20 protein-coding genes and 1 tRNA gene are annotated in these 23978 nt (G+C 61.3%); 10 read left to right on the top strand and 11 right to left on the bottom strand.

Annotation, left to right across the window (positions count from 1 at the left end):
- Window positions 1-93 precede the first annotated feature (93 nt).
- Window positions 94-2073: a DNA cytosine methyltransferase gene (locus DQP58_RS16320; RefSeq protein ID WP_112709345.1), complete on the top strand. Its 1980-nt coding sequence runs from the start codon at window positions 94-96 to the stop codon at window positions 2071-2073.
- A gap of 22 nt (window positions 2074-2095) precedes the next feature.
- Here DQP58_RS16320 and DQP58_RS16315 read toward each other — a convergent pair whose 3' ends face one another.
- From DQP58_RS16315 to DQP58_RS16265, 9 genes are all read right to left on the bottom strand, one after another.
- Entirely contained in the window at window positions 2096-3364 is a 1269-nt protein-coding gene (locus DQP58_RS16315; protein WP_112709357.1) for an ATP-binding protein, read from the bottom strand.
- 41 nt (window positions 3365-3405) lie between these two features.
- Window positions 3406-3879 (bottom strand): very short patch repair endonuclease, encoded by a 474-nt coding sequence (locus tag DQP58_RS16310; RefSeq protein ID WP_112709344.1) that lies wholly within the window; start codon window positions 3877-3879, stop codon window positions 3406-3408.
- 138 nt (window positions 3880-4017) lie between these two features.
- A complete protein-coding gene (locus DQP58_RS16305; RefSeq protein ID WP_112709343.1) occupies window positions 4018-4497 on the bottom strand; it encodes a hypothetical protein in 480 nt (159 codons plus the stop codon).
- 1 nt (window position 4498) lies between these two features.
- Window positions 4499-5716, bottom strand: a complete 1218-nt coding sequence (locus DQP58_RS26635; protein WP_133259384.1) for a DUF6339 family protein — start codon at window positions 5714-5716, stop codon at window positions 4499-4501.
- A complete protein-coding gene (locus tag DQP58_RS27195; RefSeq protein ID WP_240629864.1) occupies window positions 5713-6609 on the bottom strand; it encodes a hypothetical protein in 897 nt (298 codons plus the stop codon). Before DQP58_RS27195 ends, DQP58_RS26635 begins: the two co-directional genes overlap by 4 nt.
- Complete coding sequence (locus DQP58_RS26630; RefSeq protein ID WP_133259383.1) at window positions 6606-8618, bottom strand: hypothetical protein; 2013 nt, start codon at window positions 8616-8618, stop codon at window positions 6606-6608. Before DQP58_RS26630 ends, DQP58_RS27195 begins: the two co-directional genes overlap by 4 nt.
- On the bottom strand, window positions 8618-9610 hold the full coding sequence (locus DQP58_RS16275; RefSeq protein ID WP_133259382.1) for a PD-(D/E)XK motif protein: 993 nt from the start codon (window positions 9608-9610) through the stop codon (window positions 8618-8620). Before DQP58_RS16275 ends, DQP58_RS26630 begins: the two co-directional genes overlap by 1 nt.
- Window positions 9607-12501 (bottom strand): Z1 domain-containing protein, encoded by a 2895-nt coding sequence (locus tag DQP58_RS16270; RefSeq protein ID WP_240629862.1) that lies wholly within the window; start codon window positions 12499-12501, stop codon window positions 9607-9609. The genes DQP58_RS16275 and DQP58_RS16270 overlap by 4 nt, the downstream gene beginning before the upstream one ends.
- Window positions 12498-13007 carry a hypothetical protein gene (locus DQP58_RS16265; RefSeq protein ID WP_112709337.1) on the bottom strand — a complete coding sequence of 170 codons (510 nt, stop codon included), beginning with the start codon at window positions 13005-13007 and terminating at the stop codon, window positions 12498-12500. The genes DQP58_RS16270 and DQP58_RS16265 overlap by 4 nt, the downstream gene beginning before the upstream one ends.
- Window positions 13008-13969: 962 nt before the next feature.
- On the opposite strand from DQP58_RS16265, the gene DQP58_RS26625 reads away from it, so the two are divergent.
- The 6 genes from DQP58_RS26625 to DQP58_RS16240 all read left to right on the top strand — a co-directional run bounded on the left by DQP58_RS26625 (window position 13970) and on the right by DQP58_RS16240 (window position 20235).
- On the top strand, window positions 13970-14197 hold the full coding sequence (locus DQP58_RS26625; protein WP_133259381.1) for a hypothetical protein: 228 nt from the start codon (window positions 13970-13972) through the stop codon (window positions 14195-14197).
- A 72-nt stretch (window positions 14198-14269) separates the two neighbouring features.
- A complete protein-coding gene (locus DQP58_RS16260) occupies window positions 14270-15391 on the top strand; it encodes a bifunctional DNA primase/polymerase (RefSeq protein WP_165827892.1) in 1122 nt (373 codons plus the stop codon).
- A gap of 118 nt (window positions 15392-15509) precedes the next feature.
- Entirely contained in the window at window positions 15510-16877 is a 1368-nt protein-coding gene (locus DQP58_RS16255) for a DNA primase family protein (RefSeq protein WP_240629866.1), read from the top strand.
- A 433-nt stretch (window positions 16878-17310) separates the two neighbouring features.
- Window positions 17311-17766 carry a hypothetical protein gene (locus DQP58_RS16250; protein ID WP_112709334.1) on the top strand — a complete coding sequence of 152 codons (456 nt, stop codon included), beginning with the start codon at window positions 17311-17313 and terminating at the stop codon, window positions 17764-17766.
- Between the two features lie 382 nt (window positions 17767-18148).
- On the top strand, window positions 18149-18898 hold the full coding sequence (locus tag DQP58_RS16245; protein ID WP_112709333.1) for a recombinase family protein: 750 nt from the start codon (window positions 18149-18151) through the stop codon (window positions 18896-18898).
- Window positions 18898-20235 (top strand): tyrosine-type recombinase/integrase, encoded by a 1338-nt coding sequence (locus tag DQP58_RS16240; protein WP_112709332.1) that lies wholly within the window; start codon window positions 18898-18900, stop codon window positions 20233-20235. Before DQP58_RS16245 ends, DQP58_RS16240 begins: the two co-directional genes overlap by 1 nt.
- A gap of 22 nt (window positions 20236-20257) precedes the next feature.
- Here the strand turns inward: DQP58_RS16240 and DQP58_RS16235 are convergent, their stop codons facing one another.
- Together DQP58_RS16235 and DQP58_RS16230 are read right to left on the bottom strand one after the other, a co-directional pair.
- Window positions 20258-21040, bottom strand: coding sequence for an SHOCT domain-containing protein (locus DQP58_RS16235; RefSeq protein ID WP_165827890.1), 783 nt, complete (start codon window positions 21038-21040; stop codon window positions 20258-20260).
- Window positions 21041-21193: 153 nt separating this feature from the next.
- Window positions 21194-21267 (bottom strand) — tRNA-Gly (locus DQP58_RS16230).
- 160 nt (window positions 21268-21427) lie between these two features.
- Here DQP58_RS16230 and DQP58_RS16225 point away from each other — a divergent pair.
- From DQP58_RS16225 to DQP58_RS16215, 3 genes are all read left to right on the top strand, one after another.
- Entirely contained in the window at window positions 21428-22063 is a 636-nt protein-coding gene (locus DQP58_RS16225) for a hypothetical protein (RefSeq protein ID WP_205869445.1), read from the top strand.
- 29 nt (window positions 22064-22092) lie between these two features.
- Window positions 22093-22665, top strand: coding sequence for a dCTP deaminase (dcd, locus tag DQP58_RS16220; protein ID WP_112709329.1), 573 nt, complete (start codon window positions 22093-22095; stop codon window positions 22663-22665).
- 131 nt (window positions 22666-22796) lie between these two features.
- On the top strand, window positions 22797-23966 hold the full coding sequence (locus DQP58_RS16215) for a DUF7159 family protein (protein ID WP_240629860.1): 1170 nt from the start codon (window positions 22797-22799) through the stop codon (window positions 23964-23966).
- The last annotated feature ends 12 nt before the right edge of the window (window positions 23967-23978 follow it).

Genomic DNA, 23978 nt, shown 5'->3' with positions numbered 1-23978 from the left:
GTAATACGGCGACCAAATGCGCCGGCCAACACACGCCGCCGGTGCCAGTTGGTGATCGCCGCTTCTGTCGGGTGTGCCCGCTATCGTGATCCTGTGTCGACATCGCCGCAGGTCCGTAAGTCCCACACCTACGGCGTGCGATTGGTTCGCGGACCGTTCGTGAAGCTGAAGCCTCATGCGAACCACACAGAGGACGAGGAGTCATTCCTGGCGTACGCGGCCGCACTCAAGCGGCGCGGCTCGCGGCTGGCGGCTGACTTCTTTAGTGGAGCAGGCGGCCTCAGCCTCGGCCTAGAGAAAGCCGGGTTCAGCGTAGTCTTAGGTACCGACAACGATCCCTGGGCCAGTCGAACACACGCCCATCACTTCGCAGGCATGTCCGCGAATTGGGACTTGTCCGATCCGTCGACGGTCTCGCGGGTTGCCGAATTGTGTCAGCGCGCCGGGGTAGAGCTGATTGCCGGCGGGCCGCCGTGCCAGCCTTTCTCGAGGGCCGGTCGCTCGATGCTCCGTTACAGGGTCGAATCCGGGCTCCGCGATCCACACGACGAGCGGCGTGATCTGTGGCGCTCATTTCTCGAGATCGTGCAACTGGTGCAGCCAAAGGCCGTGATTATGGAGAACGTTCCTGATATGGCACTTGACCGCGAAATGTTCATCCTCCGAAGCGTCGTCGAAGAATTAGAGCAGCTCGGCTACAGCGTCGAGGAGCGCGTAGTGGACGCGTGGAGATACGGCGTCCCGCAATTTCGACAGCGGCTTATTCTCGTTGCATTGCAGAACAACCGGAAATTCACCTGGCCCGAGGAATCGTTGGAAAAAGTCACCGTATGGAATGCGATCGGTGACCTGCCAGAGGTTGAGGGGGGTTGGCGCCCTGACGGCGGGGAGGATGGCTGGTCTGACTATGGCGGTCCGGTGACAAAGTTCCAGCGCGAGATGCGGAGCGGTGTCCCGAGCGAGGATGCGTGCAAAGTCTTCGACCACATCACCCGCCCAGTCCGCGAGGACGATCGCGCGGCGTTCGAGAGAATGACTCACGCGACAAAGTACACAGATCTCGATAAGGAGCACCAGCGGTATCGTGGTGACATCTTCGACGACAAATACAATCGGCTCAACGAGAATGATTTGTCTCGAACCATCACCGCGCACATCGCAAAAGATGGCTACTGGTATATCCATCCGCGGCAGAGTCGGACTCTGACTGTTCGGGAGGCTGCGCGCCTTCAAACGTTTCCCGACGATTTCCGGTTTGATGGGCCCCCCTCCGCGGCCTTCCGGCAGATCGGTAATGCAGTTCCGCCGAGGCTGGGCTACGTTGTAGGAAAGGCGGTGCTCCACTCTTTAGAGGAAGATGTCGACGCCGGCATTTCCACGAAACAGACGGCTGGTCTCTTAGCGGATTGGATGCGGAAGCGAAAGCGAAACCTTGCCGTTCCATGGCTTAGAGCAGCTTCGCGATGGACTTTCGTGGCAGCGGAACTTCTGCTCGATCGGGCATCCCCAAGCATTATCCGGTCGATATGGCCGGTTCTTCGGGACCTCAAGGAGCCTTCTGCGATGACGAAGCACGAACGTTCGGAGTTTGCTGAGTTGCTGCGCGATATGTCAACTGGGATTGGGAGGATCAATCGCGCCGAAAAAGTGTTGGCGGTCGCTGACCATCTCGTCTCGGATCCTGATGCTCTAAACGGATCAGCGGAAAGGATGAGAAAAACTTTGGGTCTAGCGGATTCGATCGCTGACCTGAGTATCCTCGCGGTTCCGGCTCCCGGCGACGCCAGCGCCGATTCAGACCTCGAAGAACCTGTGCTTATCACCAAGGGGGTGTTGCGGGTAGCCCGACGTTTCCAGGCCAATACGGCTGACCGGCGGAACAAGATGACGGACGGTCGACTAGCCGTCGCCAGGATGATCGGCATGGGTGCGTCGTCGCGCGAGGCTCACTGCGCACTCATTGAGTTAGCGAGTGATTTATGCCGACCTGAATTCCCGCTCTGCTCCGAATGCCCACTGACGTTGCACTGCGCGAAAGACGGCTTCACAGCCCGAGAGGACGCGCTGCTCTGAGCATCCCAGCGGGAATGGAGTGTTAAAGACCGAGACTCTTGGCGACCTCTGGCGAGTTCTCTCGGAGGGCGGAGGCGATCCGCTTGAATGCTTTGTACTCGCCGACCTGTGCTGCAGCCGCCTTCAAAGCCAAGCCTACTTCGGCACTTGGCGCGGCTGATTCCCCGCTGTCCTTACTTCCCTTACCTTTTGACCGTCCGTTCGAGGATTTTCGATACACCTCATCTGCAAGCCCGCACATTTCATTGATTGGCCGTTCAATCATCTGGCGCAGCTGCGCAGGGACAGTCACCCGCATCTTGGCCACGTTGATGTTGAAGGCCGCGTCAAGGTCAGTATCGAATTCGAGGCTCGCACGCGCGAGCTTTGTGTGCTCGTCAATTGCCCGAATCCCTGCCCACCCGCCCCACTGCACGAGTCGGCCGGCTCGGTAGGTATAGATTCCCTGCTGCCGATTCCACTTGAGAGGGCCGGACAGCCGGTCGAACTCGCTCAACGTGCTGAACTGGTCACGACCCGGCAGAACGAATCGGCGCAACTTGACGCAGCCAACCGCGTCACCGTGTTCAACCTCGAAAACCTGCTCACTGAGCTCACGCGTGGATTTCTCTGAACGAGCGAACGGATCCCACGGCGAAAGTTTCGCTCCATTCACCGTGATCTTGACCGCCTCCGAGCCAATCTCACCAGCAAGGTACTTGTGAAACACCATCGCCAGATGCTCTGCAACTCTAGTTGTAAGGACCTCGAATCGACGACGAGCCCATCCGCCCGAAGAATTTTTGGTCGGTACGACACGATCTAGCTTCTCCCATATGACTACCGTCCCAGTACCGTCCTCGAGAAGACGCCGTGCCCTCGTGATGTGCTCGGAACGGCTAGGATCGATGATCAACCATTCGTCGAACTCCATGATGAGGTCGAGGTCTAATTGCCTTGCGACGATAGGCCTTTTGGAGTTCGAAGTGCGAGTGACAACGGTGAAGGACCGGCCCTGCGACAATGACGCTGTCTTCAGGCCCAGCCCGTAGCGTCCCAGATCGCCAGAGCCGTAGCTGCGCCGAGATCCGAATCGCATGGCCTCAGTCAAGCCATTCGCGGTCATGCCGTAGCCGTTATCGGCGATAAACACCCGCGATGACTCACCATCAAATTCGACCACAATGTCGACCTGCGTGGCACCCGCCGTGATGCTGTTATCAACTAGATCCGCGACCGCAGAGCTGAAGTCGTAGCCGATGTCACGAAGCGAATCCGTCAATCGGGCGGCTGACGGCGTCACGCAAGACATGCCCCTAGCCACTTGAACCTCCCTTCTCCAGCACCAGGATCTCAGATCGGTTCGGCGAAAGGTGAGGAACTCGCCGATCTTCCTGTGCTGTATTGCCAAAGAGTTCGAATCGTAGCCGCGGCTGTGACCGCATCTTCGTGTTCCCAGATGTGAACTGCCGCCCAGCCCATTTCGCGCAACTGGTCATCCTTCCTGCGGTCCCTCGCTACGTTCTCGTCTAGCTTTGCGGCCCACCATGCCCGATTGTTTTTCGGTGACGTGCCATGATCCGGGCATCGGTGCCAGAAGCAACCGTCAACAAAGATTGCCAACTTTGCACGAGTGAAGACAATGTCTGGACAGCCCGGCAGGGAGCGCACGTTTACTTGGAAGCGAAGCCCTAGTCGATGGAGTTGTCGCCTCAGCTCTAACTCTGCGCCCGTGTCTTTTCTGGGCATCGTCTGCATCTGGCGACGTACGTGCTCGTTCAACGGAGCGGGTCTTCGACTTTGAACATGTCTGTCAAGGGACGGCATTACCGCCACCCGTCACTTCGCCTCGATGACGTTCCTTCGGCGTCGCGCACTGCCGTAGGAGTGACCTTGCCGCATGCCGAGCGGAACAACCTGAGCAGATGTATCGAGGTCGGCGCCAGCACCAGCACTCTCCGCCTGTCACCTGCTCTGCCCAGCCACAAGGAGGTTCACGAGCGCGTTGTAGTCCACATTGTGACTCTCAAACGTAACGGTGATCTTGATTCGCTTCTGGTCGTTGCCGCCGCCCAACTTGGCATCCGGACGGCGGGCAATGCGCTTCTGCGCGCGCGTAATGATCAGCCGCAGTTCATGAACATCGAGTGATGGTCCTAGTTGGATGGGAAAATCAAGCTGTAGCTCTCGATCCTCCGGGTCTAGCTCCCGAGCGACGCTCGAGTCAACGGCGATCCCGAGTATCGTCGCTTTTTTCTTTGCCAGTCTCGAAAGAAGTAGCTCGAGTCCTTCGTGGTAGTCGGCATTCACTGAGCGAGGGCTCCCACGACCACCCGCCTTGTGGTGATACACGATTTCGAAAACTGGCAACGAGCTGATCTCGAAGGTCGCGTCGAGCTCCGAACCGCCCTCTCGTAGAGGATGCAAAGGACCGCTGGTGGGCATGTCAAGACTGTCGCTTCAGAAGCCGGCGGAGCACCGTCTGGTTTCTGTCAGACGAAGCCTCAGGGGTGACGTTTGGCTGAGAATTTTTCGTGTGCTCGCCACTAAGATCTTGCGGATATACGGTTGGTCCCGGCGAGTCATCTACTCGTGAGTCCTCCGGAATCACATAATGCGTTCCACGTTTGACGCCTCGACGGGCGAGATGCCCGCGATCCACCAACGTCCGCAAGACTTCTCGTGCCTCTTCCCCGGTTATAGGTACAACCTGTCGAAGGCCGACGTTGGTGACCTGACCCGTGCGTCGAGCGATGTCGATGGCCACGCGAGCCACGGCTTCAAAGCCTTGGACAGGGCTTTCCGCTGAGGGATCCGAGTGCTGTGCCTCCACGATCGAGAACCGCTGAATCGCTACTACTCCGTGACTCGCCGGAGGCGGAGGAGGCAGCGCGCGATGCGCATCCGATGAGCGGTGGCGGGCGGTGGTTGCTTCCTGCCCCGCGATGGCCGCGGCGGCCGCGTCGAACGTGTCTTCAACGATGAATTGCAATTGCTTGTCGTCCATCGCGGCGAAGCTGGTGAAGGGCGTCATACGGACGAACCGCTTCATAGCCTCGCGCATCAGCTTCATCCGCGAGTCGGCAGCGCCGCGTTCAACCCTAAAAAGGAATTCACGGGCGATCGCTCGGGCCAACCGTCGATCGGCGGCAATCGTCGGGCGTTCCAAGATGTTAACGAGTTCGTCTTCACCCAGCTGCTCTAAGGCGACATCTTCACCAAGCACTTCTGAGCGCCACCAAAGCCGTCGAAAGGCATTTCGGTTGACATCGCCGATGAAGCGCCGTCTGTCAGCTTCTCGGCCGAACCTCCACAAAGCAACATCCAGAAGCCAGCAGCATGTCAGGAAACTCCAGACCTCTTCGTGCGCAGCCTCATTCGGAGTCATCGGAAGCATTCGGTGCAGCAGTCGTGCGGCGCGTCCCTCGAACACCGCCGAATCCTTCAGCGCATTGGGCATCCCATGGCGTTGTGCAAGATCGACGACCGCCGCGCGGACCTCTCGGAGCTCCTCCTCGGTAACCCTTCTCCCGCCGACCGGTGTGTAGGTGAGTCTTGATGAGCTATCGGGCATTGCGGCGGAGATCTTCTCCAGGTCAGCGCTCAACATTTCGTCCAGCAGTTGCAGTGCCTGCTCACGCGCAAGTCGCGGTAAGACGATCATTCGTTGAACACCCCGAAGTGGGCCTGCAATTCCGCGTCGAGCCGGGACGGATCTTCGATCAGGCGCGTCCGCAATGTGTGGACCGGGACGCCAGGCCAACATGTGGTCAGCAGGTCCGAAAGCATCCGGCCCATCGACCCATCACTGAAGGACTCGGGAGCCTCGACGAAAGATTCGTTATTGAGTGCTCCCCGAACCAACGATCTACTGACGTCGAAGATGACGAACGAGCGGACAACCCCAGTTCGGGGATCCGAGCTGCCGGAGCGGAGAGTCTCCAACATAGTCGAGTTGGCGGTATTGATCAGCAGTCGCATCCCGCCTAGCACTGGTGTCTCGAGATCCTCGGTGTCCCACTCCAACATCCATGCCGCACCGTCCGGGTAGCCAGGGATCTGACCGAAATCTGCCGCGGTGATCGGAAAGCGTGCCGCTCCACCCTCCAACGCAACCCGCGACTCATCGCTCCACAGCACCGCGCCGACCCGCCGCGGCGCGATCGGGAACGGTTGTTGACCGGGGTGTCGCAAGATCAGGCGCGTGCGAAGGTCCACGCGGCCCCCCGAGGCTGATCCGGCAATACTTAGCGACACAACTGCGCGCACAAGTCCCACGTTCACCCCCAGCTCGACGGCAGGCCCGTGATCACCCAGCCGCGTCTTATTCGAGACCCACGTGGAGGTGAGCGCGAGCGCGGAATCTGTCGGTAGCCGGCACGCGGCACGGACCTTGTCAATATCGATTTCGATAACCCGAAAAAGGTCAAGTTGGGTGAAAGGATCCCAGTGCTCCACACGTTCGCCGAGCGGATCGCCCTCGTGAGTCGTCCACCCTTGGCACACCACCGCGTCGTCTGGCGGAAGCAGATACGGTGCCGACGGTGGGGTCTTCACGCGACCTCCGTAGTGATGTCTAAGCGGACCATTGTGTCGTCTCGAAATTCGACATCGACGTTCCAGAGCCCGTCCGCTACATCGGGCGCGACCGTCACAACCTGAGAGGCGTACTCCCGGCCGGAAGGGTCCGTCCAGGCGAGCACTTGGGGCGGCACATAGCCGAGCGGTGCCTCAGACTCGACCTGAGCACCGTCGTTCGTCATAACTTCGACTGCAGCAAGTAGTCGCACCGGGTTTCCGTTGGCTCTTAGTTCGAACGGGTAACGGACCGCTGGCGCGCCGTTGGGTCGGATGACGGGGCAGGGGTCGTCGCCGCGTCGTAGCTGCGGTGGTCGGCGCCTGGTTCGCGCGTCCTGCGCTGAGTTGCCGGCGAAATCCGAACCCTTGTGCTCCGGCGCACCGCCAGTCGATATTCCCGCGAGTGCTCCGGATCCAGTTTCGTTACCGTCGACCCACACGTCATCCCGTGCCTCGTCGACGATGCTGTGTCCCGGCCTCCGACGCCGCTGCCGTGATTTTGCGTCGGTTCGGCTGCTGGCTCGCCTCCTCGCGCCTGGCCCCTCGCTGCCCGGCATCAACGCAGCCAGTGAGTCCGCGAATTCGCCGAGGGGGATCCCCTCAGCATCGTCGACACCCCGGATTGACGAGCCGTAGCCAGCGGCTTCCCGGCATACTGTTAGCACCCGATCGAGCGCAATTTTGACGAAGGATCGCTGTTGACGGTCATGTATGAATCGGTACACCCAGTCATCGTGCGTGGGCGGTTCCGCTGCCTTGAAGGCATCGTCAATATCGAGCGAGCACTTGAAAACTCCGGAATAGCCGAGCTTCCCATTGACGGCGGCCATCCCCGGTAGGTACTTGACGACAATCTCTGGCGCTCTCATTAAGGCGACGTGATGGACGCTGGCCGCTGTCGCCCGAGCACCTTGGGGCATCACTCGGTCTTCGGATTCCGGCGGTGCGACAGGCCCTTTCTGGATTGTAAGCCGTCCGAGAGTTCGTAAGGGACGGAGGCTTTTTATCTCGCGGTCCAAGACCAACTCATCGTCTCCATCGGGCGCCAGCCGATGCCGGTCCATCGCTTCGACGAAACCCCTCAGCCTAGGATGGGTGCGCGGATTAGGTATCCGTACCTCACTGCCGTTGTCCAGCACACGAAAACGGATGGTTCGTTTGACCGCGCTGGGCGAATCGATCATTCTCGGCCAGAAGTTCCACGGCAGCGCCTCTGCTATGAACTGCATTGTTTCATCCGTGCCGCCGCTCGCTTCGACACTCAAACCGGAAGCAACCACCATAACTGTCGTTCCCATCCCCTCGGGCCCCTCCCGATCGGGCAACCCCAGTGCATGGGCAACCTCAGCCGCGCGTTCACCGGTCACCGGCTCTGGTGTGCCGTCGACGGTCTGGCCCCACCAGTGACGGCCGGTGTAGGGCCGACCGGCGACTTCAAAGCTGTCGCCCAAGGCACAACCGATCAGACGTCGTTCCAGACGTCCATCCGACGACTCACACAACGTGTCGAGGATGATTGTGTGCGCGCGGCTCGCAATGTAGAAGGCGGCCTTCCCGTATCCGAACGAACCACCACCGAAGTCCTTATCAGGTGGCTGACCTATGTTGCGTACAAAGTCAACGAAGTCTCGTGGGTCGCCGGCCTGGTCAGCGCGCGTTGGACCGCCGAGACCGTGGGTGCCGAAATCCGCGAAATACAATGTCTGCATTCCCTCGACAAGCGCCTCGTCGAGGCCTAACCCGGGCGGTGGGTCGACGAGAATCGTGCTGCGGATGAAGTCGACTGTCCCGGCGTCGACAACAGTCCGACCGATCTCGACTTGAATGCCGCCTACATCTTTGCGCTTTGCGTCCCAACAATTTTGGATCGCTTCACGAACGAGCACCTCGAGAGGTTCGACGTCAGGGCGACCCAGCTGATTGAGTACACCGACCGCCGCCAGACTGCCTGTTGCGTTGTAGGGCTCTGAGAACCGCTCTAAAGTCATCATTCCCCCTGTACTGCTAGCGATTTGATGACATCCTCGTAATCCGCCGTGTTTAGCGCAGAGTTCAAGCAATGGTCCAAGTCGATTGTGTAGCGAAGGTCGACCACGCCGGTGGGGCGGTGACCATCGACGAACGAGGAGGGCACAATTTTGGGCGTGCGGTCATCGACGGGGACGGTGAACCGCTCCCTCACGTCGAAGGTGACTTCGGCCGAGGCGGCCAACGCGTTAACTGGGACGCCGGCGCCTGCGACCGCCTCAAATAAGGTTTCGGCGGCGACACCTGCCGTGAGCAACTCGTCGACAAGTGACGAAACCGAGCGGCCGCCGCCGGGGACTTGTTCAAGCCGCACAAGATGGAGAAAGAGGTAACCGGAATCTGGCGGCACTAGTTGGTCTTCTCCGTGGACGGTCACTAGCCGACCCGTGTGCGCGCGAGTGGTCTTAACTTCCAGTGCCACTGGGCCGTTACGGAGGTCGTGACGACTGCCGAATGGACCCACCCAGAACTCGACGCTCGGATCGCGACTTGCTCGGACGACATCTAAGACGACTAGCAACTCACCGAAGACGGCAGCCAGCTGGTCGCGACCGGGCGGAGCGGGAGCGGCGGCCAAAAAGTCACGCCACTTGTCGAGGACCGCTATGACAGCTTCCACCGTTGAATCACCGGTATTGGCTAAGCGATCCAAAACCGCGACAACGAAATACTCGAAAACCTCATCGAATGTTTCGATGACACACTGAACGTCGATGAACCTCTGCTCTAGACCGTTGATCACCAGTGCTCGTGCGGCGATCTCAAGAGCCACCGTCTCCGATGCGGGGACCGACTCGGTGCTGGCCATCAGTACGAGATGTGGCCGGTCAGAGTCGTCGATCGCTACAAAGGCACCATCCCCGGACTTGAGCGGGATGATGGCGAGCTCTCCTTGCGGCGGTGGTGGTTGGGATCGCAGGGCTGTGTAGGCGATCCTGACCTCATCGATCACACCGCCTCCACGTCCTGGCCGTCTTGGTCCTCCGGCTCATCCGCGTCGTCCGGCGAGTCCACTTCGACGCCCGGCATCGCCGCGATATCAGCCGTGACGTACTCGACTTGAGCCGATTTTGAACGGGTTTCAGGAAAGACCAGTCCGACGCCAAGCACGTGCTCGTCTGCCTGCAATGGCACGCGGGTCTTGAGCGATCCGCGAATGGGTCGGCTATCGCGTGACACCGGGTAGAGGAGGAGTAAGCCTGACCCGTCGCCTAGGCCACCTTGTTCTGGAGGATTTCTTAGCTGCGCGAGTCGGCCGGCAGTGACGTCGGGTCCTATCTCCTCGGATGGCAGATTGAGGTCAATCACCCTGTCATTGCGACTCATGAGCGTCTTGATGTCGGCATATGTAGCCCCGCCCACGGACTTGAGCCGCGCGCGATTGATGCAGCCGATTTCATAACCAAGACCGAGATCAACCTGACCCAGATAATCGGAGCTCGATGTACGGCCCATGACTGCAACGTTGAACCGGTGGAGCTCACCTTCGTCGCGTCTGCCCAGGATGTATCGAGTAAGAAGGTCGCCGTCAAGATCTCGGCTATTTTCATGGAATCTATATGCGGCAAGGAATTTGATGATCAGCTGGCTATCGATGCCTTTCAGGATCGTGATCCCGCCCTTTGTGCGGCGGTTCGCGTCGGTCATCGCGGAAATCAGGGACCGGCCGGCCTCGATGTTCTCCGTCAGCCAGTCCTTGTCGCGGTGATTGAAGAGAATGGTCTGCAAACGGCGGCCAGAGTAGGAGGCTTCTGCGCGGCGGGAATTCTGCATCTTGGCGGCTGCCGTGATCGCTAGTTTGGGATGGGTTCTAATCCGTACAGCGAATTGCTCGGGCGTCGCGTGCTCGTTTTCGTAGCGTTGGATGTCGTAGCGGATTTCCTCCTCGACGGTCGCGAGGTGGTGGAACCACGCGCGCATCTCATCTGTCATCCAGATGCGCGTCAAATCTGCGTATCCGTTGCGATAGCCAAACCATCGTCCCATCTGCAGAAGCGTGTCGTATGCGGAGGCTGTACGTACGAAGAAGGACACGGCCAGACCCTCGAGGGTGAGGCCTCGTGACAAGGTGTTTCCGCCGACGGCCACAATGACGCGCGGGTTCTGGTCGTCGAAACTCAAGCGTTCTGTACTGCGGGAGTTGTCCGTAATCACCTCGGCCGCCTTCGCGACTATTGGAAGTTCGGCCGCAACCTCCTCCCATGAGATTGCATTTAGCTCAAAATCAGCCGCTGGCACAAGATCACATTCGTCGAGCCACTGTTGTTGCAGCGAGGCGAAGAGTAGTGGGTCCCCCTCAGATATCCGAATATTGAGTGCTTTCAGGTGGTCTCGGATCGCCTCGGCAGTCCTTTCATGAACATCGATGTGCTGGGAGGTGTGCACTAAGGCTGTCGCGTGACGGTTTCCTCTGCCCCTCACCCGTCGGGCCGCCGTGCTCATCAGGAAATAGCGGAGCGCCGAATCGAGGCTGTCAGTGATCCTAGGCTCAAAGAGGTGCCGCTTGGCGGCGCCTTTGGGCCGTAGATCATCCAGCTCGTTCTCTGGCACGCTTCTCACGAAGTCGTGGCCGTCGTCGCCGACGCCAAGGTCGTCGAAGTCGAGTTCCTCACGACCGAAGATGGCTTCGGGACCGACGTAGATGTCGGGGCGGGGGAGATCGACAATGAAGTCACGCGGGTAGAGGTCTTCGTAATCTTTAGGGTCGATGAGGACGTTGGCGAAGGGAGTGGCGGTATACCCCACGTACGCCGACTTGGGAACCTTGTTGACGATGTCGCGAATAAGCGAATTGATCCGGGACGGTTGACGATCCGGTTTAGCGGTATTTACCGTCGCCTGGTCGGCTTCGTCGTCGATCACCAGCATCGGGCAGTCAGCCAACAATTCAGGACGCGCCTCGAACAACCAGTTCCTCAGCGCGCGCAAACGCGCAGCATTCTTCTTGACCACAGTGAGCACCCGTTGGTTCTGGGCTGTCAGCAGCGCATCGACGTTGTCGGTGGGACGGAAATCGTGTTCGTTGGTGAGGCGGTGCCACTTTGAGCTGTGCGGCTCCCACAACTGATCGTTCAAGCGTTCCTGCGTTTGAAGTCGAAGCGCATCATGGACGCCTGACAGCACGATGAAGAAGCGGTACCCGGCATCTGCCGCTTTGGCGATAACAGCGGTGAAGTTGGTTGTCTTGCCGCTCTGCACATAGCCGAGGACCAAGCCGCGGCACTGATAACCTCCTTCGCCAGCTGGGTTCGGCAGGTTGGCGACAACCTTCGTCGATGACTCGTCAAGGACGCGGATCATATTGTCGTCCCAGCCGTCCGCCTGCAGGCTCTCCACCAAGGCAGCCCAATTAGCGTCCTCTGCTCGCGGCCCTGCGTACCAGGACTCGATGTTCCCAGCGACGACGTTGATCGGTGTCTGTGCGGCGGCAATCTGTCTTACAAGTTCTCGAATCTTTCCGGCAGCAATCTCGACGCGGTTCCGGTCGATACCCATCTCCACCGATTCGTCGACCGCTTGCTCAAGAGTGGCCGGACGTGAGTCTCGCATAATTCGGGCAAGGTTACGGATAATCGGATCTTCTGCGGCAAGCGTATTGAGGTCGGGCATCTGTTTAATACTCCCGGTTGCGGCCTGAGTTTCGTCTGGATCGAATCCGTGGCGGCGCAGGCTGAACTCCAGCATGGAGTTCATCTCGTGGTCAGCAAGCCATTTACGTATCCCGTTGGCTTGCTCTTCGCGCGACGCGCCCACAAGGTCAAGTAAGTTAAGGAGACCTCGAACGGTCGTAGGTGTGTAATCGGTGGCTTTCACCAAATCAAGCTCGTCGTTGAATCTGCTCACCTGCTGACCTCCGCGTTGATGCGTGCAGTGGCACCCGTTGCATCGACGTCGACGATACGGATGTTCACACCGGGTGCCAGCAGCAATTCATGCTGCAAAGCGTCTTCCGGTGTGCCTAAAGGAGGTATCCAGATTGCGTCGACACCGGCCCGAACAGACATCTGCCATATCGCCGGAATTGAACCGTTGATGAACTCAGACCGAACCACCTCGATACTTGTGGTGGTGGAGATGAAGCGGCGTGACCGGTAATTCTGCCCAGTCACGTCGGGGAAATCAGCACTCAGCCATTTCTTCACGTTTCTATCACCTCGCCAAACTTCAATATCTATCGTGACTGGCCGCGCCAGAGCGGCCAGGTCATCGGCGATTGTCCCAACCTCGGTGTCGAACGCGCCACCAGCAATGACGGATTGCACTTGCTCGTAGAACCGGTCGCGGCCCTGCCAGCGCCTAACCGCGTACAGCTGTGATTCAGTCGCCGCTTGAGTCTGATCAAAGAACATCGTGGCGAGGTCTGAGGCCAGTTCTTCAGCGCTAGTCCTTGGCCCTCCTGGACCCCCCACCCACAACACCTCCGCTCGTTCGGGCGCTAATGCATCCAACGGTGTGAGCGTCTTCGTCGAGTTGTAACCCGGGCGATCGATCTCCTGAAGACGCTCCAGCCAGCTAACGCGTCAGCAGCGATTTGGTCTGCGAGCTCGCGGTCTCGGCCCGATTCGACCCTTTCGCGGCTTGGCTTCACAGATCAGCTGCTCTAAGCACCCAGGTTACTCAAAACCCATTGGCAGAACGCTGGATTGCAGCAAACAACTACCGGGGTGTAAGTCGCGCTGCGTTGGGTCAGCCATTCCTACTCGCGAGGCGTCTACAACAAAGGGCGAAAACTCCAGGTCAGACCCCCACAGGTTGTTCGATGGAGATGCAAGACGTAGGTCGTCGCCGCGCGGGAGGCCTCAGTCCGCGAGGCTGTGGTCTCCATAGTCTGACGGTGCCATATCGTCACCGCCAGCGACCCTGAGTAGGGTTACCGTCCGCAGAAATACTCGCGGCGTCGACGACTCATCGGTGCGAGGTCGTTGCGTTATCGGTAGGCGAAGGCAGCTCAAGCGGATCGTTTGCGCCAGGCGCGCTGGGCGCGGGTCCATCTTCCCGACACGAGTATGTTCCGGTCCGCGGGACTTATCGGCGGGCCGAATGGATTCATGGGCCTCTCCGCACCCACGTCGTCCTAGCGCTTACCCTTGCGCATCCGTCTGAGGAGTCACTCACGCCGGCGCGCTCAACCGATGTCAATCGGCACCTCTAGCGTCGGAAAGCGCGTACAAAAATGACAGAAAAAAGTAGTCAAAACTGCTCTTTTTAGCCCTGAAGGGGCTACCTGAAATGCCTTGCCGTGTTGCCCATCTCGGTCGTAGCGTTAGTTTCGTCAATACTGACCGGATTGAGTCGAGGAAAGAGCGATCGGATGAAGGTTTATGACATTCCCTACAAGTCAGATGTCATCGCGGCAGAAATTTCTGGTGGTCTAATCGAGGGTCATGTGGCAGCACGTGCCATTCGTGACGCCATGCGCGACGGTCGAATCGGCCATATACGAATTGGACGCACAAAGTACACAAGCCGTGATGACTTGATCGAATTTGTGGAGTCCTGCATCTTCCAACCGAAGGTCGCAACTCCGCAGGCGGTCTGAAAAATGAACGCGGGGCGCTCAGGAAAGGGAAACGCCCCGCGATTATGGCAACGACTGGAAAGACGAGTACCGATGGCGATTCTACTGCCGCAACCTGACACCGACGAGGCGCCTCGCCCCTATTCGGCCTACATCGAAACGGACGAAGACGGCAACGAATACGTGTGTTTCGACGGTATGGAGACGGAACTACTTCTGTCGCGGGCAATGCCGAATCTCGGCAATGGCTGGGCACCGGTGCTCATAGGTCGTCTTGACCCGCACCGACCTAACCTGCCGCCGCACAAGACAGCTTGGTACGGCGGGTATCACGGGTACGGCGCGCGAACAGCCGATCGGGCGGAATTGCTGCGGCTGATTCACGGCATCGCACAACGGCTCGCGTCAGGTCGCGAGCGCGGCCTACTCGGCTACGGCCTACGAACACCTCGGGGCGTGGTTGGCCTCGATGTCGATGCTCACGGCGGCAAGCGTGGCGTACGAACTCTCGCCGAGCACGAGAACCGCCTCGGGCCGCTCCCACAGACGTACCTCGTCACCGCTCGCGACCCTGCGACCGGCGGCGGTATCCGGCTCTATCGGACACCGACAGACTGGTCAGGACCGGGGAAGCTCGGCACACCGGACGGCGGCGAAGGGCACGTTGACCTGATCTTGCCGCACCTGCGCTACCTCGGCGGTCCCGGCAGTCTGCACCCCACCGGCACGCATTACCGGCTGTATGGCCCGCACGGTGACGAAATCACCCCCGGTGTGCTGCCGCCGCGCGATGACTTACCGGCCCTGCCGGACGCGTGGCTATTCGGCCTTTACCGGAAGCCACGACACCAAGGCGCACTCGCGACGAGTGCTGAGGTTTGCGCGTTCGCGGACGAGTACACCTACAACGAGCACCCCAGCCATCTGACCAAGACCGTGCTTCGCGTGCGACTAGCAACGGCACCAGGGACGACTTACCCGGCATACCAACGCGCGCTGTATATCGCGGCGCGCAAGGCCAGGGCGGGGTGCTACCCGTGGCGCACCGCGCGCGATGCCATCGAAGCGGCTGCCCTCGCGGCCTACGCCGAACGTGGCGACTACCTTGACTCGTTCGAGTTCGCACGAGCGGCTGAGCATGCGATCACGCAGGCGCTCGACTTGACGGCAGCCGACGTGACGGCGTGGGGTGGATGGCGAGCGACGAATGAATGAAGTTGTGGTGCTAAGGCTTCGCGGCAGTGACCCTCGGCACAACTACAGCGACCCTGGGGACCCGTTCTGGCCTCCGCCCGACAACTACCCCGCATCAGCGCTGCGGTTCGTGAACGAGATGACCAAGCGAGATACCTCGGTCAGAAATTGGGCTGACGAGTGGTATCAGTTCACCGGGTCCGGCTATGAACGTCGAGATGACCGCGACATCCGCGACGCGATTAGGGCGGCAACAGAGCACGCGAAATATGTTGGTAGTGGCAAGGACCCGCAAGCACTCAACTGGAAACCGACGCTAAACAAGCTGCGTGAAACAGCCGACGCCGTGCGCGGAATCGTCAAACTGCCCGCGCATCGGATACCGCCGTTCATCATCAACGGCGAATACGACGGCGAACTGAAGATCGCTGTGCGCAACGGCGTCGTGCGAGTGCGGGACCGCAAGCTCATCAAGCCGGACTCTGACCTGTTCTCCATCAACCCGCTCCCGTTCGACTATGACCCCGCCGCGCCAACACCAAACTTCCGCGCGTATCTCAATAGCAGTCTTCCCGGCGATGACCGGCAGTTGCTCGCGAGTCAGTGGGCGGGGTATCTGATGTCGGGGAGAACGAACAGGCAGAAAGCACTGAACATCAAGGGCCCATCGGGCAGCGGTAAGGGCACGTTGTTGTGGTTGCTGAAACAGCTTGTTGGTCAGAACGTCAAGGTGATCAAGCCGAAAGACCTCGACTATGACTTTGGACTTGACGGACTGCAATACGCCTCACTCGCAACATTTTCTGACGTACGCGAGATGACTCCACGACACCGCGGATTGCTTCTGGAGCTGATCCTTCAGGTGATCGGAGAGGACGATGTACCGATCAATCGCAAGCACAAGGGCCAATGGGACGGTCCGGTGCCCGCGCGGATCACCTACGCCGGTAACGACATGCTGCTACTCGATGATCCGGCAGGCGCGGTGATGCGCCGCATGATGTTCCTCGATCTCCCGGACGCGAGCATCAAGGACAACCCCGATAACAACCTCAGAAGCAAGATGCTCGACGAACTACCGGGCATGTTGAATTGGGCACTTGACGGACTGGATAGCCTCACCGCTGACGACAAGTTCGTCATACTCGAATCCACGGCGGGCGAACGGGAATTCCTCGACACCGCAAGTCCAATGCGCCAGTACGTCAACGATGAGTGCGAGTGCGTCAACAGCCGCGACGTGTTCACAAAGGTGAGTGACGTGCTCGCATCGGTTCGACAGTGGGCGCGGGAGCACGGACACGAGAACCACCCCGACTTTCGGAACGAAAACGCAATCTTCAACGCGCTCAAGATGGTCGTGCAGTCGAAAGGTATTGGTGTTTTTGGTCGTACGCAACGGCGCATAGACGACAAACGGCCCTATGTGTACGAGGGAATTCGAGTGCGTCACCCCCGTGTCACCCTTGTGTCACCCCCTGCGTCACCCTCGAAAAACACTGCCTGAGCTGCGGTGTCACCCCTGTCACCTCTAGATAGAGACTTTTGTTGTAGTAGGCGAAGAAACGGAGAAGTGCAGAGCGCAAAGAGGGCTGAGGGGCTGACGGGGGTGACAGAACCCGAAAGCCGCAGGTAGAGGGGCGATGATCGGGGGTGACGGCAGGGGTGACAGGGAATGACACGCGAAAAAGTTTTTCCACCAACAGAACACACGAAAGCAGGATTACGACATGCCTACTGCTGAACGCGCCGACAGAGAACGGATCATGCGCGGCCAAACCGCCTTCGATGGGAAATGCACCGCGCGACGCCACAGCGACGGCCAACCGTGCCGACGACCCGCCGCAAGGGGTGCAGTCGTGTGCCCGGTCCACGGCGGCAGCGCTCCGCAAGTAAAGGCCGCAGCAAAACGTCGCCTTGAGCAAGCCGCAGATGCGTTGATGCAGCAGCTATTGCGGTTCGCCCTCGACGGCGACACAGACGACGCCGTCGCCCTGCGTGCGATCATCGCGGCACTCGACCGGGCGGGCTTCAGCGTGACAAGCAAGGTCGCCGTCGGGCCGGACGCCGATGCGCCGTGGGCACAATTGCTCGGCATCGCGAAAATCAGCCGCGCCGAGAGCGAAGCCCGCGCCCCGACCGCCTTGCTAGCCGCCGACACAGCGCCGATTGACGCTGAGGTAGTCGACGCCGAGCCTGAGCACTCATCTACACCCAGTTCTGAGCCGTCCACCCCGGATGCCCACAACCGCCCTCCGCCGTGGCAGGGCGAACATCACACGCCCCGCCGGCCCAGCGCTGAACTGGTCGGCTGGGAGCAGGCCGTGGCTGGTCAGGCGAGAGCCACCCGCATGCAGCCCCGCCCGCCCCGGCGAGTGCGGAGTAGGCGGCTGTGAGCAGGCACCCGAACGACGGGTCGGAGAGCTACCCGCACCCGCCCCAGCTGACCCGTCATCGGCGCTGCTGTGTCGAGGGCAGCAAGTGAAGGTGCAGAACGGGCACGACCCGCACACCGGACACGTCGGCATTGTCAGGCGCACATTGCTCGACGCAGGCGACAGATGGCGCGGGTCGACTTCGATGACGGCACGACCTGTGAGTACTGGTGCGACGAACTACTACCGCACCGATAGCCCATGCCGGAGTTGGGATCTGGTGCAGCACAACGCCATTCATGTGCTGCAGGCACGTTTGCCCAGCTCAGAGGCGGTATGCTGAAGGTGTCGCGCGTCCTACAGGACACGCGGCAGCACAGGTCAGAGCGTTTTCGGAGGCAAGATGACACAGGGCAGGCGACGGCTCGTCGCCTATCTGCGCTGCTCGACTATCGAGCAGAGCACGAGCGGTTTCGGCCTTGACGTGCAGCGAGCCGCGATCAAGGAGGCAGCGAAAGTGCTTGATGCGCGGATCGTCGCGACGTGCGCAGATGAAGGCAAGAGTGGAGCGCTGAGTATCGCTGAGCGACCGGGACTAGCCGCGGCGCTTGCACTGGTGGACAACGGTGTTGCGGACGGAATCATTGTGCGTGACCTCGACCGGCTCGCGCGTGAGGTCACTGTGCAAGAGGCGATCATCGGGCGGGTGTGGATGAATGATGCTGCGGGCGTGTATGTGTCGCTTCCCGCGCAAGAGGTTCCACGCGACGACCCCGACGACCCGATGCGCACGATGATGCGCAAGATGAGCGGCCTGTTCCACGAACTGGACCGCATGCTCATCGCGAAGCGTCTCCGCGAGGGCAGACGAGCCAAGCGCGCGGCTGGTGGACATGCCGAAGGGCCTACCCCGTACGGGTGGCGAGCCGAGAAGCGCAGCGAGACGAACCCGGCAGGCAGGCTGGTGCCTGACCCGGCTGAGCAAGGCGCCCTGGCGCGGATGAAAGCGCTCGCTGCTCAGGGTGAGTCCACCCGTGCAATTGCCGACGTGCTGACCCTCGAGGGTTACCCGACACGGCGCGGCGGCGCGTGGTCGCATGGTGCGGTCGCGCGAATCCTCAAGCGGTACAAGGATGAAAGGCAGGCAAGCTGATGGCATCGGTGCAGAAGCGGGTGTGGGACAGCGGCAAGGTCACGTATCGCGTGCGGTGGGAACTGCCGGACCGCACGGAGGCGGGCAAGAGCTTCACCACCCGCAAGGCCGCGAAGGCATACGCGACGAAAGTCGAAGAGCGGATACAGCGCGGCATCGAGTTCGATCCGAAGGCTGGTGCGATCACCTTCCGGGAGGCCGCGAAGGACTGGCTAGCCACCCGCAGCGATCTGAAGGCCAGCACGCTCGACGGCTACCGCTACGCCCTGGCACCGAAAGCCGAACGCCGAGGCGACATGCGGCAGTTGGGGATCGACGCCGTGTTTGGTGGCTACCCGCTGAATGCAATCAAGCGGGACGACGTACAGCAGTGGGTCAACAGGATGATCGACGCGGGCAAGAAAGCGAGCACCGTTCGGCACGCATATTGGATCGTTCGAATGGTTTTGGAGCAAGCCGTCATCGACAACCGGGTGCCCGGCAACCCTGCCGATCACGTCAAGCTGCCGACAGAGGACGGCAACCCCGGCATTGTCGATGATCCCAACCTGTTCCTCTCGGCGGCACAGGTGGCCGCGCTCGTGGCGGCAACGCCGTGGCCGTACAACGTCTACATGCATACGGCGGCGTGGTCAGGTCTGCGGGCAGCAGAGCTATGCGGCCTACAGATTGGTGACGTCGACATGCCGGACGCACCGGCACTGGGAGCGCTGAGAGTTGAACGCACCGTGCGCGTCATCAGCGGGAAGCTGGCGACACTGCCGCCGAAGACGAAGGGTAGCCGCAGACGGGTACCGCTGACCGCTGAGACGACCGCGCTGCTGCGTGACTACCTGGCCGAGCATCCGAACGCCGCCGATCCAAGCGCTCCGTTGTTCCCAAGCATGACGTTGACCATGCCGCGCCCGTCCGGCGTCAAAGCGCCCAAGGATGAGCGGACAGCGGCAGAACGCCAAGCGCACGCCCTGGCGCGGTTGACGGTTACTGAAGCGCAAGCGCGGCTGGTGCTCGATTGGTCAACGCCGCTGCTGCACGGCGCGTTCTATAAGGCCGTGTACCGCCCTGCGGTTCTGCGGGCCAATCGGCACGCCGGACGTGCCGTCATCCCGCCCGCGCTGACCTTCCACGCCCTGCGGCATTCGTACGCGAGCCTGTGCGTCGCGGCGGGCATTCCGACACACAAGGTGAGCAGGTTCATGGGGCACTCGAAGCCGAGCACGACCGAGACGATTTACATGCACCTGTTCGCCGACGACTACGCCGACGAGATGGCGGCCCTGGGAGGGCTGGCCAGGCCACATCTCGGTGCGACTAACGTTGTGAGGCTGCGTCGTTGATGCGGCGCAACCACCACCAAACTCAGGACAGAAGCCGAGTCTTCGCGGCTGCGAACTCCTCATCCGAAAGCGCGCCACTAGCGTGCAACTCCGCAATCATCTTCAACTGTGTTGCGATATCGCTATTTTGCTGTGTTGCCGTAGCGCTGCCCTCTTCCGACGTCGTGGCGGGAGCGGACGCCGACGATAACAAGTGATCTGCTGCCGCCTGTAACGACCTGATCGACGAGAGGAGATTGTTTCCGGGGTTCTTGGTCGTGTACGTCTTGGAACCTGACCACTCCCCTGTGATCGTCACGTAGATCACTCCGCGATTGTTACTGGCGAACATTGACAGCGGGGCTCCGGTGAGTCCCGTGGTGACGATCGCAGCGGCACCGCGCCCCGTCATCGACTTGCGACGCATCGAATCAATCTCGGAAGAGAAACCGATGAGGCGGTCTGGGTCACTGGTAAAAATCAGCCCTGTCGTGGTGAACGTGCCATCGCGGTAAAGCGTTAGCGTTGTCCCCCCCTTGTCGATCTTTCCGCTCGCCAGCTGCATTGGCATCGCCTGTTTTCCTGGCTGCCGCGTGCCGTCTGCTACATCTAGTCCGTCGATGATGTCTTTCGCCTCCTTGAGGCCCAGATGGGGACCTACGGCGTCGCGCAGAGTCTTTATCGCTCCGATCCTCCTGTCGCGCCTGATCTGGTCGGCGATCCGCTGGCGTACCCCGCGCGGAAGAGCAGACAGCATCGGGTGATCCGCGTATGGACCGTCGCCGAAGTCCTCAGGGTCGCCCGAAGTTATCTGCTCCTCACCCATGTTCCCAGCATGATGCATGCGCGAACGGGACGGCAAACAACCTCGGGCCATGCAAGCGGTAGCTTCCCCGCAAAACACGGGAGCAGACCGGGAGCAGGCAGCCCTGGCACCGTACGGCGGAACATAGAAAGCAACAATTACCTGCGAAAACAGTGGAGCCGATGACGGGAATCGAACCCGCGTATTCAGCTTGGGAAGCTGATGTTCTGCCATTGAACTACATCGGCACTTCTCGCCAAGGAAGGCTAGCACCCGACGGCAGCCGTAGAGGTCAGGACGGCTCATCGACTCCGGGGCCGCGGCCGTCGCGCCGAACCCGAGTTATTCCTTTCACAAATGCACATTCGCATGTTTATTAATCCGTTATTGCGCCGTAATGTGCTCGGGGTGGGTCGGCACAGGTTAGCCAGGAAGCGACGTAAACCGTCGGTGGCCCTGGCTGCGGTGCTCGCCCCCGCGGCTGTGTTCTTCGCGGTGTCCGGCGACGTCACCCCAATTGCGCCGCATGTCGAGGCCAAGCCCGTTATCAGCGAACCCGCCCCGTGCTGCGCGCAAATCGTCACCGTGGCGTCCAATCGCCACCTCACTGGAGTAGGTGATGCCGAGCCCGCCGCGGCCTCGCGCTATCACACGCGGGCGCCTCTGCTGACCGCCGACGTCGCCCCGGAACGTGGCCTGCAGGTCCGGACGATCCTGGTCGCCCGCAGCATCACCGCCGACTTTCCCCAGATCCACGAGATGGGGGGAGTGCGCCCGGATCCGTTGCCGTGGCACCCGCTGGGGCTGGCGCTCGACGTCATGATTCCCAACCCGGAATCGGCGGAGGGCATCGCGCTGGGCAACGCGGTCGTCGCCTACGTGCTGCAGAACGCCACCCGCTTCGGCATCCAGGACGCCATCTGGCGCGGCGTCTACTACACGCCTGGCGGAGCGCAGCCGAGCCGGCTCGGCCACTACGACCACGTGCACGTCACGACCACCGGGGGCGGATATCCCGACGGCAGCGAGGTCTATCTCCGCTGAACGCGCCCGGCAGAAGCTAGGCTCGTCGCGTGCTGCTCTCCGATCGCGACCTCAGGGCCGAAATCAGCGCCGGGCGGTTGGGCATCGACCCGTTGGACGACGCCCTGGTGCAGCCGTCGAGCATCGATGTGCGGCTTGACTGCATGTTCCGGGTGTTCAACAACACCCGCTACACCCATATCGACCCGGCCAAGCAACAGGACGAGCTGACCACCCTGGTCGAACCCGTCGACGGAGAGCCGTTCGTCCTGCATCCCGGGGAGTTCGTGCTGGGCTCGACGCTGGAACTCATCACCCTGCCCGACGACCTCGCCGGGCGCCTGGAGGGCAAGTCGTCGCTGGGCCGCCTCGGCCTGCTGACGCACTCGACGGCCGGGTTCATCGACCCCGGCTTCAGCGGTCACATCACGCTGGAGTTGTCCAACGTGGCCAACCTGCCGATCACGCTGTGGCCGGGCATGAAGATCGGTCAGCTGTGCATTCTGCGGTTGACCAGCCCGGCCGAACATCCTTACGGCAGTACGCAAGTTGGTTCGAAGTACCAGGGCCAGCGGGGACCCACCCCGTCGCGCTCCTATCAGAACTTCATACGGACTACATAGGTTCGCAGGGGCGCTTTCGCACCCCTGCTGCGCGATACTTAGTTAGCCGTGGTTTTTTCCTCCGCCTGGCCGTGGCTCATCGTGCAATACCTTTGGAGGGGTTTGTATTGGATATCGTGCTCGGGGTGTCGATGGCACCCTCATCGATCCAGATGGTCGTCCTGGAAGGCGAATACGCCGACGGCGCAACTGTGGAAGAGGACGTGTTCGACGTCGCCGACGTTGACGACGCGGCCACCGCGACCGGGCCCGACCAAGTGATCTCGGCCATTTTGGGCACCCGTGAGGGCGCCGTCGATGCCGGCATGGAGCTGTCGTCGATCGGCGTGACGTGGACGGATCAACTCGAAGCCGCGGCGCTGCGCGACGCGCTGACCGCCCACCGGATCGACAACGTCATGCTGGTGTCGGCGTTTTTGGCCGCGGCGGCGCTGGCGCAAAACGTCGGCGGGGCAATGGGTTACGAGCGCACCGCCGTGCTGCTGGTGGAGCCCGACACCGCGACGCTGGCGGTCGTCGAGACCTCCGACGGCTCTATCCCCGACGTCTACAAGCAACAGATTCACGCCCAGTCCTACGGCGATGCCGCCGAGCAACTCAGCGCGATGGTCGCCGGGATGGAGAAGCTGGAACTGCTGCCCGGCGGCCTGTTGCTGGTCGGCTCGGGTATCGACGTCGCGCCGCTGAAGCCGGTGTTGCAGTCGACGACCTTCCTCGACGTGAGTGTGGCCGAGGAACCGGAGACCGCGCTGGCCCGCGGGGCCGCGCTGGCGTCGGCGAACGCGCCGCTGTTTGCCTCGTCGACCGCCGCCCTGGCCTATGCGCAGGATCCCGGCACCGGCTCGGTGGACCAGTACTCGCTTCCCGAGTACCTCTACGTCCCGATCGGCGCGGAGCCCGGTGACGACGAGCTCGCGTACAGCGCGGTGGGGGACGAGGACGCCGACTCGCCCACCGTCGTCATCGAGAAGCTCTTCCTTCCCGAGGAGAGTCAGCCGAAGCGGCGGCCGGTCCTGCTGGTCGGCAGCGGGCTGGCGGTGGTCGGCATCAGTGCGGTGCTGGCGCTCGAGATCGCGTTGGCGATCGGTATCCGCAACACGGGAACCGTGGCCCTGCAGCCCACCCCGGGGCAGCACCTCATCGTCCCCGAGCCGGCGCCGGCCCCGGCGCCGGTGCAGGCGTCCGAACCGCTGTCGAAGATCAGCCTGCCCGCCCCGGTGGCCGCCCCCAAGCCGCTGAGCCCGCCGGCCGCCGCGCCTTTACCCGCGGTCGCGATCTCCGGCGTCCCCACTTCGGCGTAACCCCGCAGCCCC

The organism is Mycobacterium colombiense, from assembly GCF_003284975.1.
Taxonomy (GTDB): Bacteria; Actinomycetota; Actinomycetes; order Mycobacteriales; family Mycobacteriaceae; genus Mycobacterium; species Mycobacterium europaeum_A.
The sequence above is the reverse complement of the archived record's forward strand: the minus strand, read 5'-3'. Positions and strand labels throughout refer to the sequence as shown.

What these genes read in the sequence shown, in the direction of transcription:
- DQP58_RS26630 (WP_133259383.1), bottom strand. Translation starts at nt 8,618, where the DNA reads ATGACTTTAGAGCGGTTCTCAGAGCCCTACAACGCAACAGGCAGTCTG.
- DQP58_RS16265 (WP_112709337.1), bottom strand. Translation starts at nt 13,007, where the DNA reads ATGTTCTTTGATCAGACTCAAGCGGCGACTGAATCACAGCTGTACGCG.
- DQP58_RS16240 (WP_112709332.1), top strand. Translation starts at nt 18,898, where the DNA reads ATGGCATCGGTGCAGAAGCGGGTGTGGGACAGCGGCAAGGTCACGTAT.
- DQP58_RS26625 (WP_133259381.1), top strand. Translation starts at nt 13,970, where the DNA reads ATGAAGGTTTATGACATTCCCTACAAGTCAGATGTCATCGCGGCAGAA.
- DQP58_RS16245 (WP_112709333.1), top strand. Translation starts at nt 18,149, where the DNA reads ATGACACAGGGCAGGCGACGGCTCGTCGCCTATCTGCGCTGCTCGACT.
- DQP58_RS16260 (WP_165827892.1), top strand. Translation starts at nt 14,270, where the DNA reads ATGGCGATTCTACTGCCGCAACCTGACACCGACGAGGCGCCTCGCCCC.
- DQP58_RS16315 (WP_112709357.1), bottom strand. Translation starts at nt 3,364, where the DNA reads ATGTCTTGCGTGACGCCGTCAGCCGCCCGATTGACGGATTCGCTTCGT.
- DQP58_RS16310 (WP_112709344.1), bottom strand. Translation starts at nt 3,879, where the DNA reads ATGCCGTCCCTTGACAGACATGTTCAAAGTCGAAGACCCGCTCCGTTG.
- DQP58_RS16305 (WP_112709343.1), bottom strand. Translation starts at nt 4,497, where the DNA reads ATGCCCACCAGCGGTCCTTTGCATCCTCTACGAGAGGGCGGTTCGGAG.
- DQP58_RS16250 (WP_112709334.1), top strand. Translation starts at nt 17,311, where the DNA reads ATGCAGCAGCTATTGCGGTTCGCCCTCGACGGCGACACAGACGACGCC.
- DQP58_RS16235 (WP_165827890.1), bottom strand. Translation starts at nt 21,040, where the DNA reads ATGGGTGAGGAGCAGATAACTTCGGGCGACCCTGAGGACTTCGGCGAC.
- DQP58_RS16215 (WP_240629860.1), top strand. Translation starts at nt 22,797, where the DNA reads ATGGCACCCTCATCGATCCAGATGGTCGTCCTGGAAGGCGAATACGCC.
- DQP58_RS16255 (WP_240629866.1), top strand. Translation starts at nt 15,510, where the DNA reads ATGACCAAGCGAGATACCTCGGTCAGAAATTGGGCTGACGAGTGGTAT.
- DQP58_RS26635 (WP_133259384.1), bottom strand. Translation starts at nt 5,716, where the DNA reads ATGATCGTCTTACCGCGACTTGCGCGTGAGCAGGCACTGCAACTGCTG.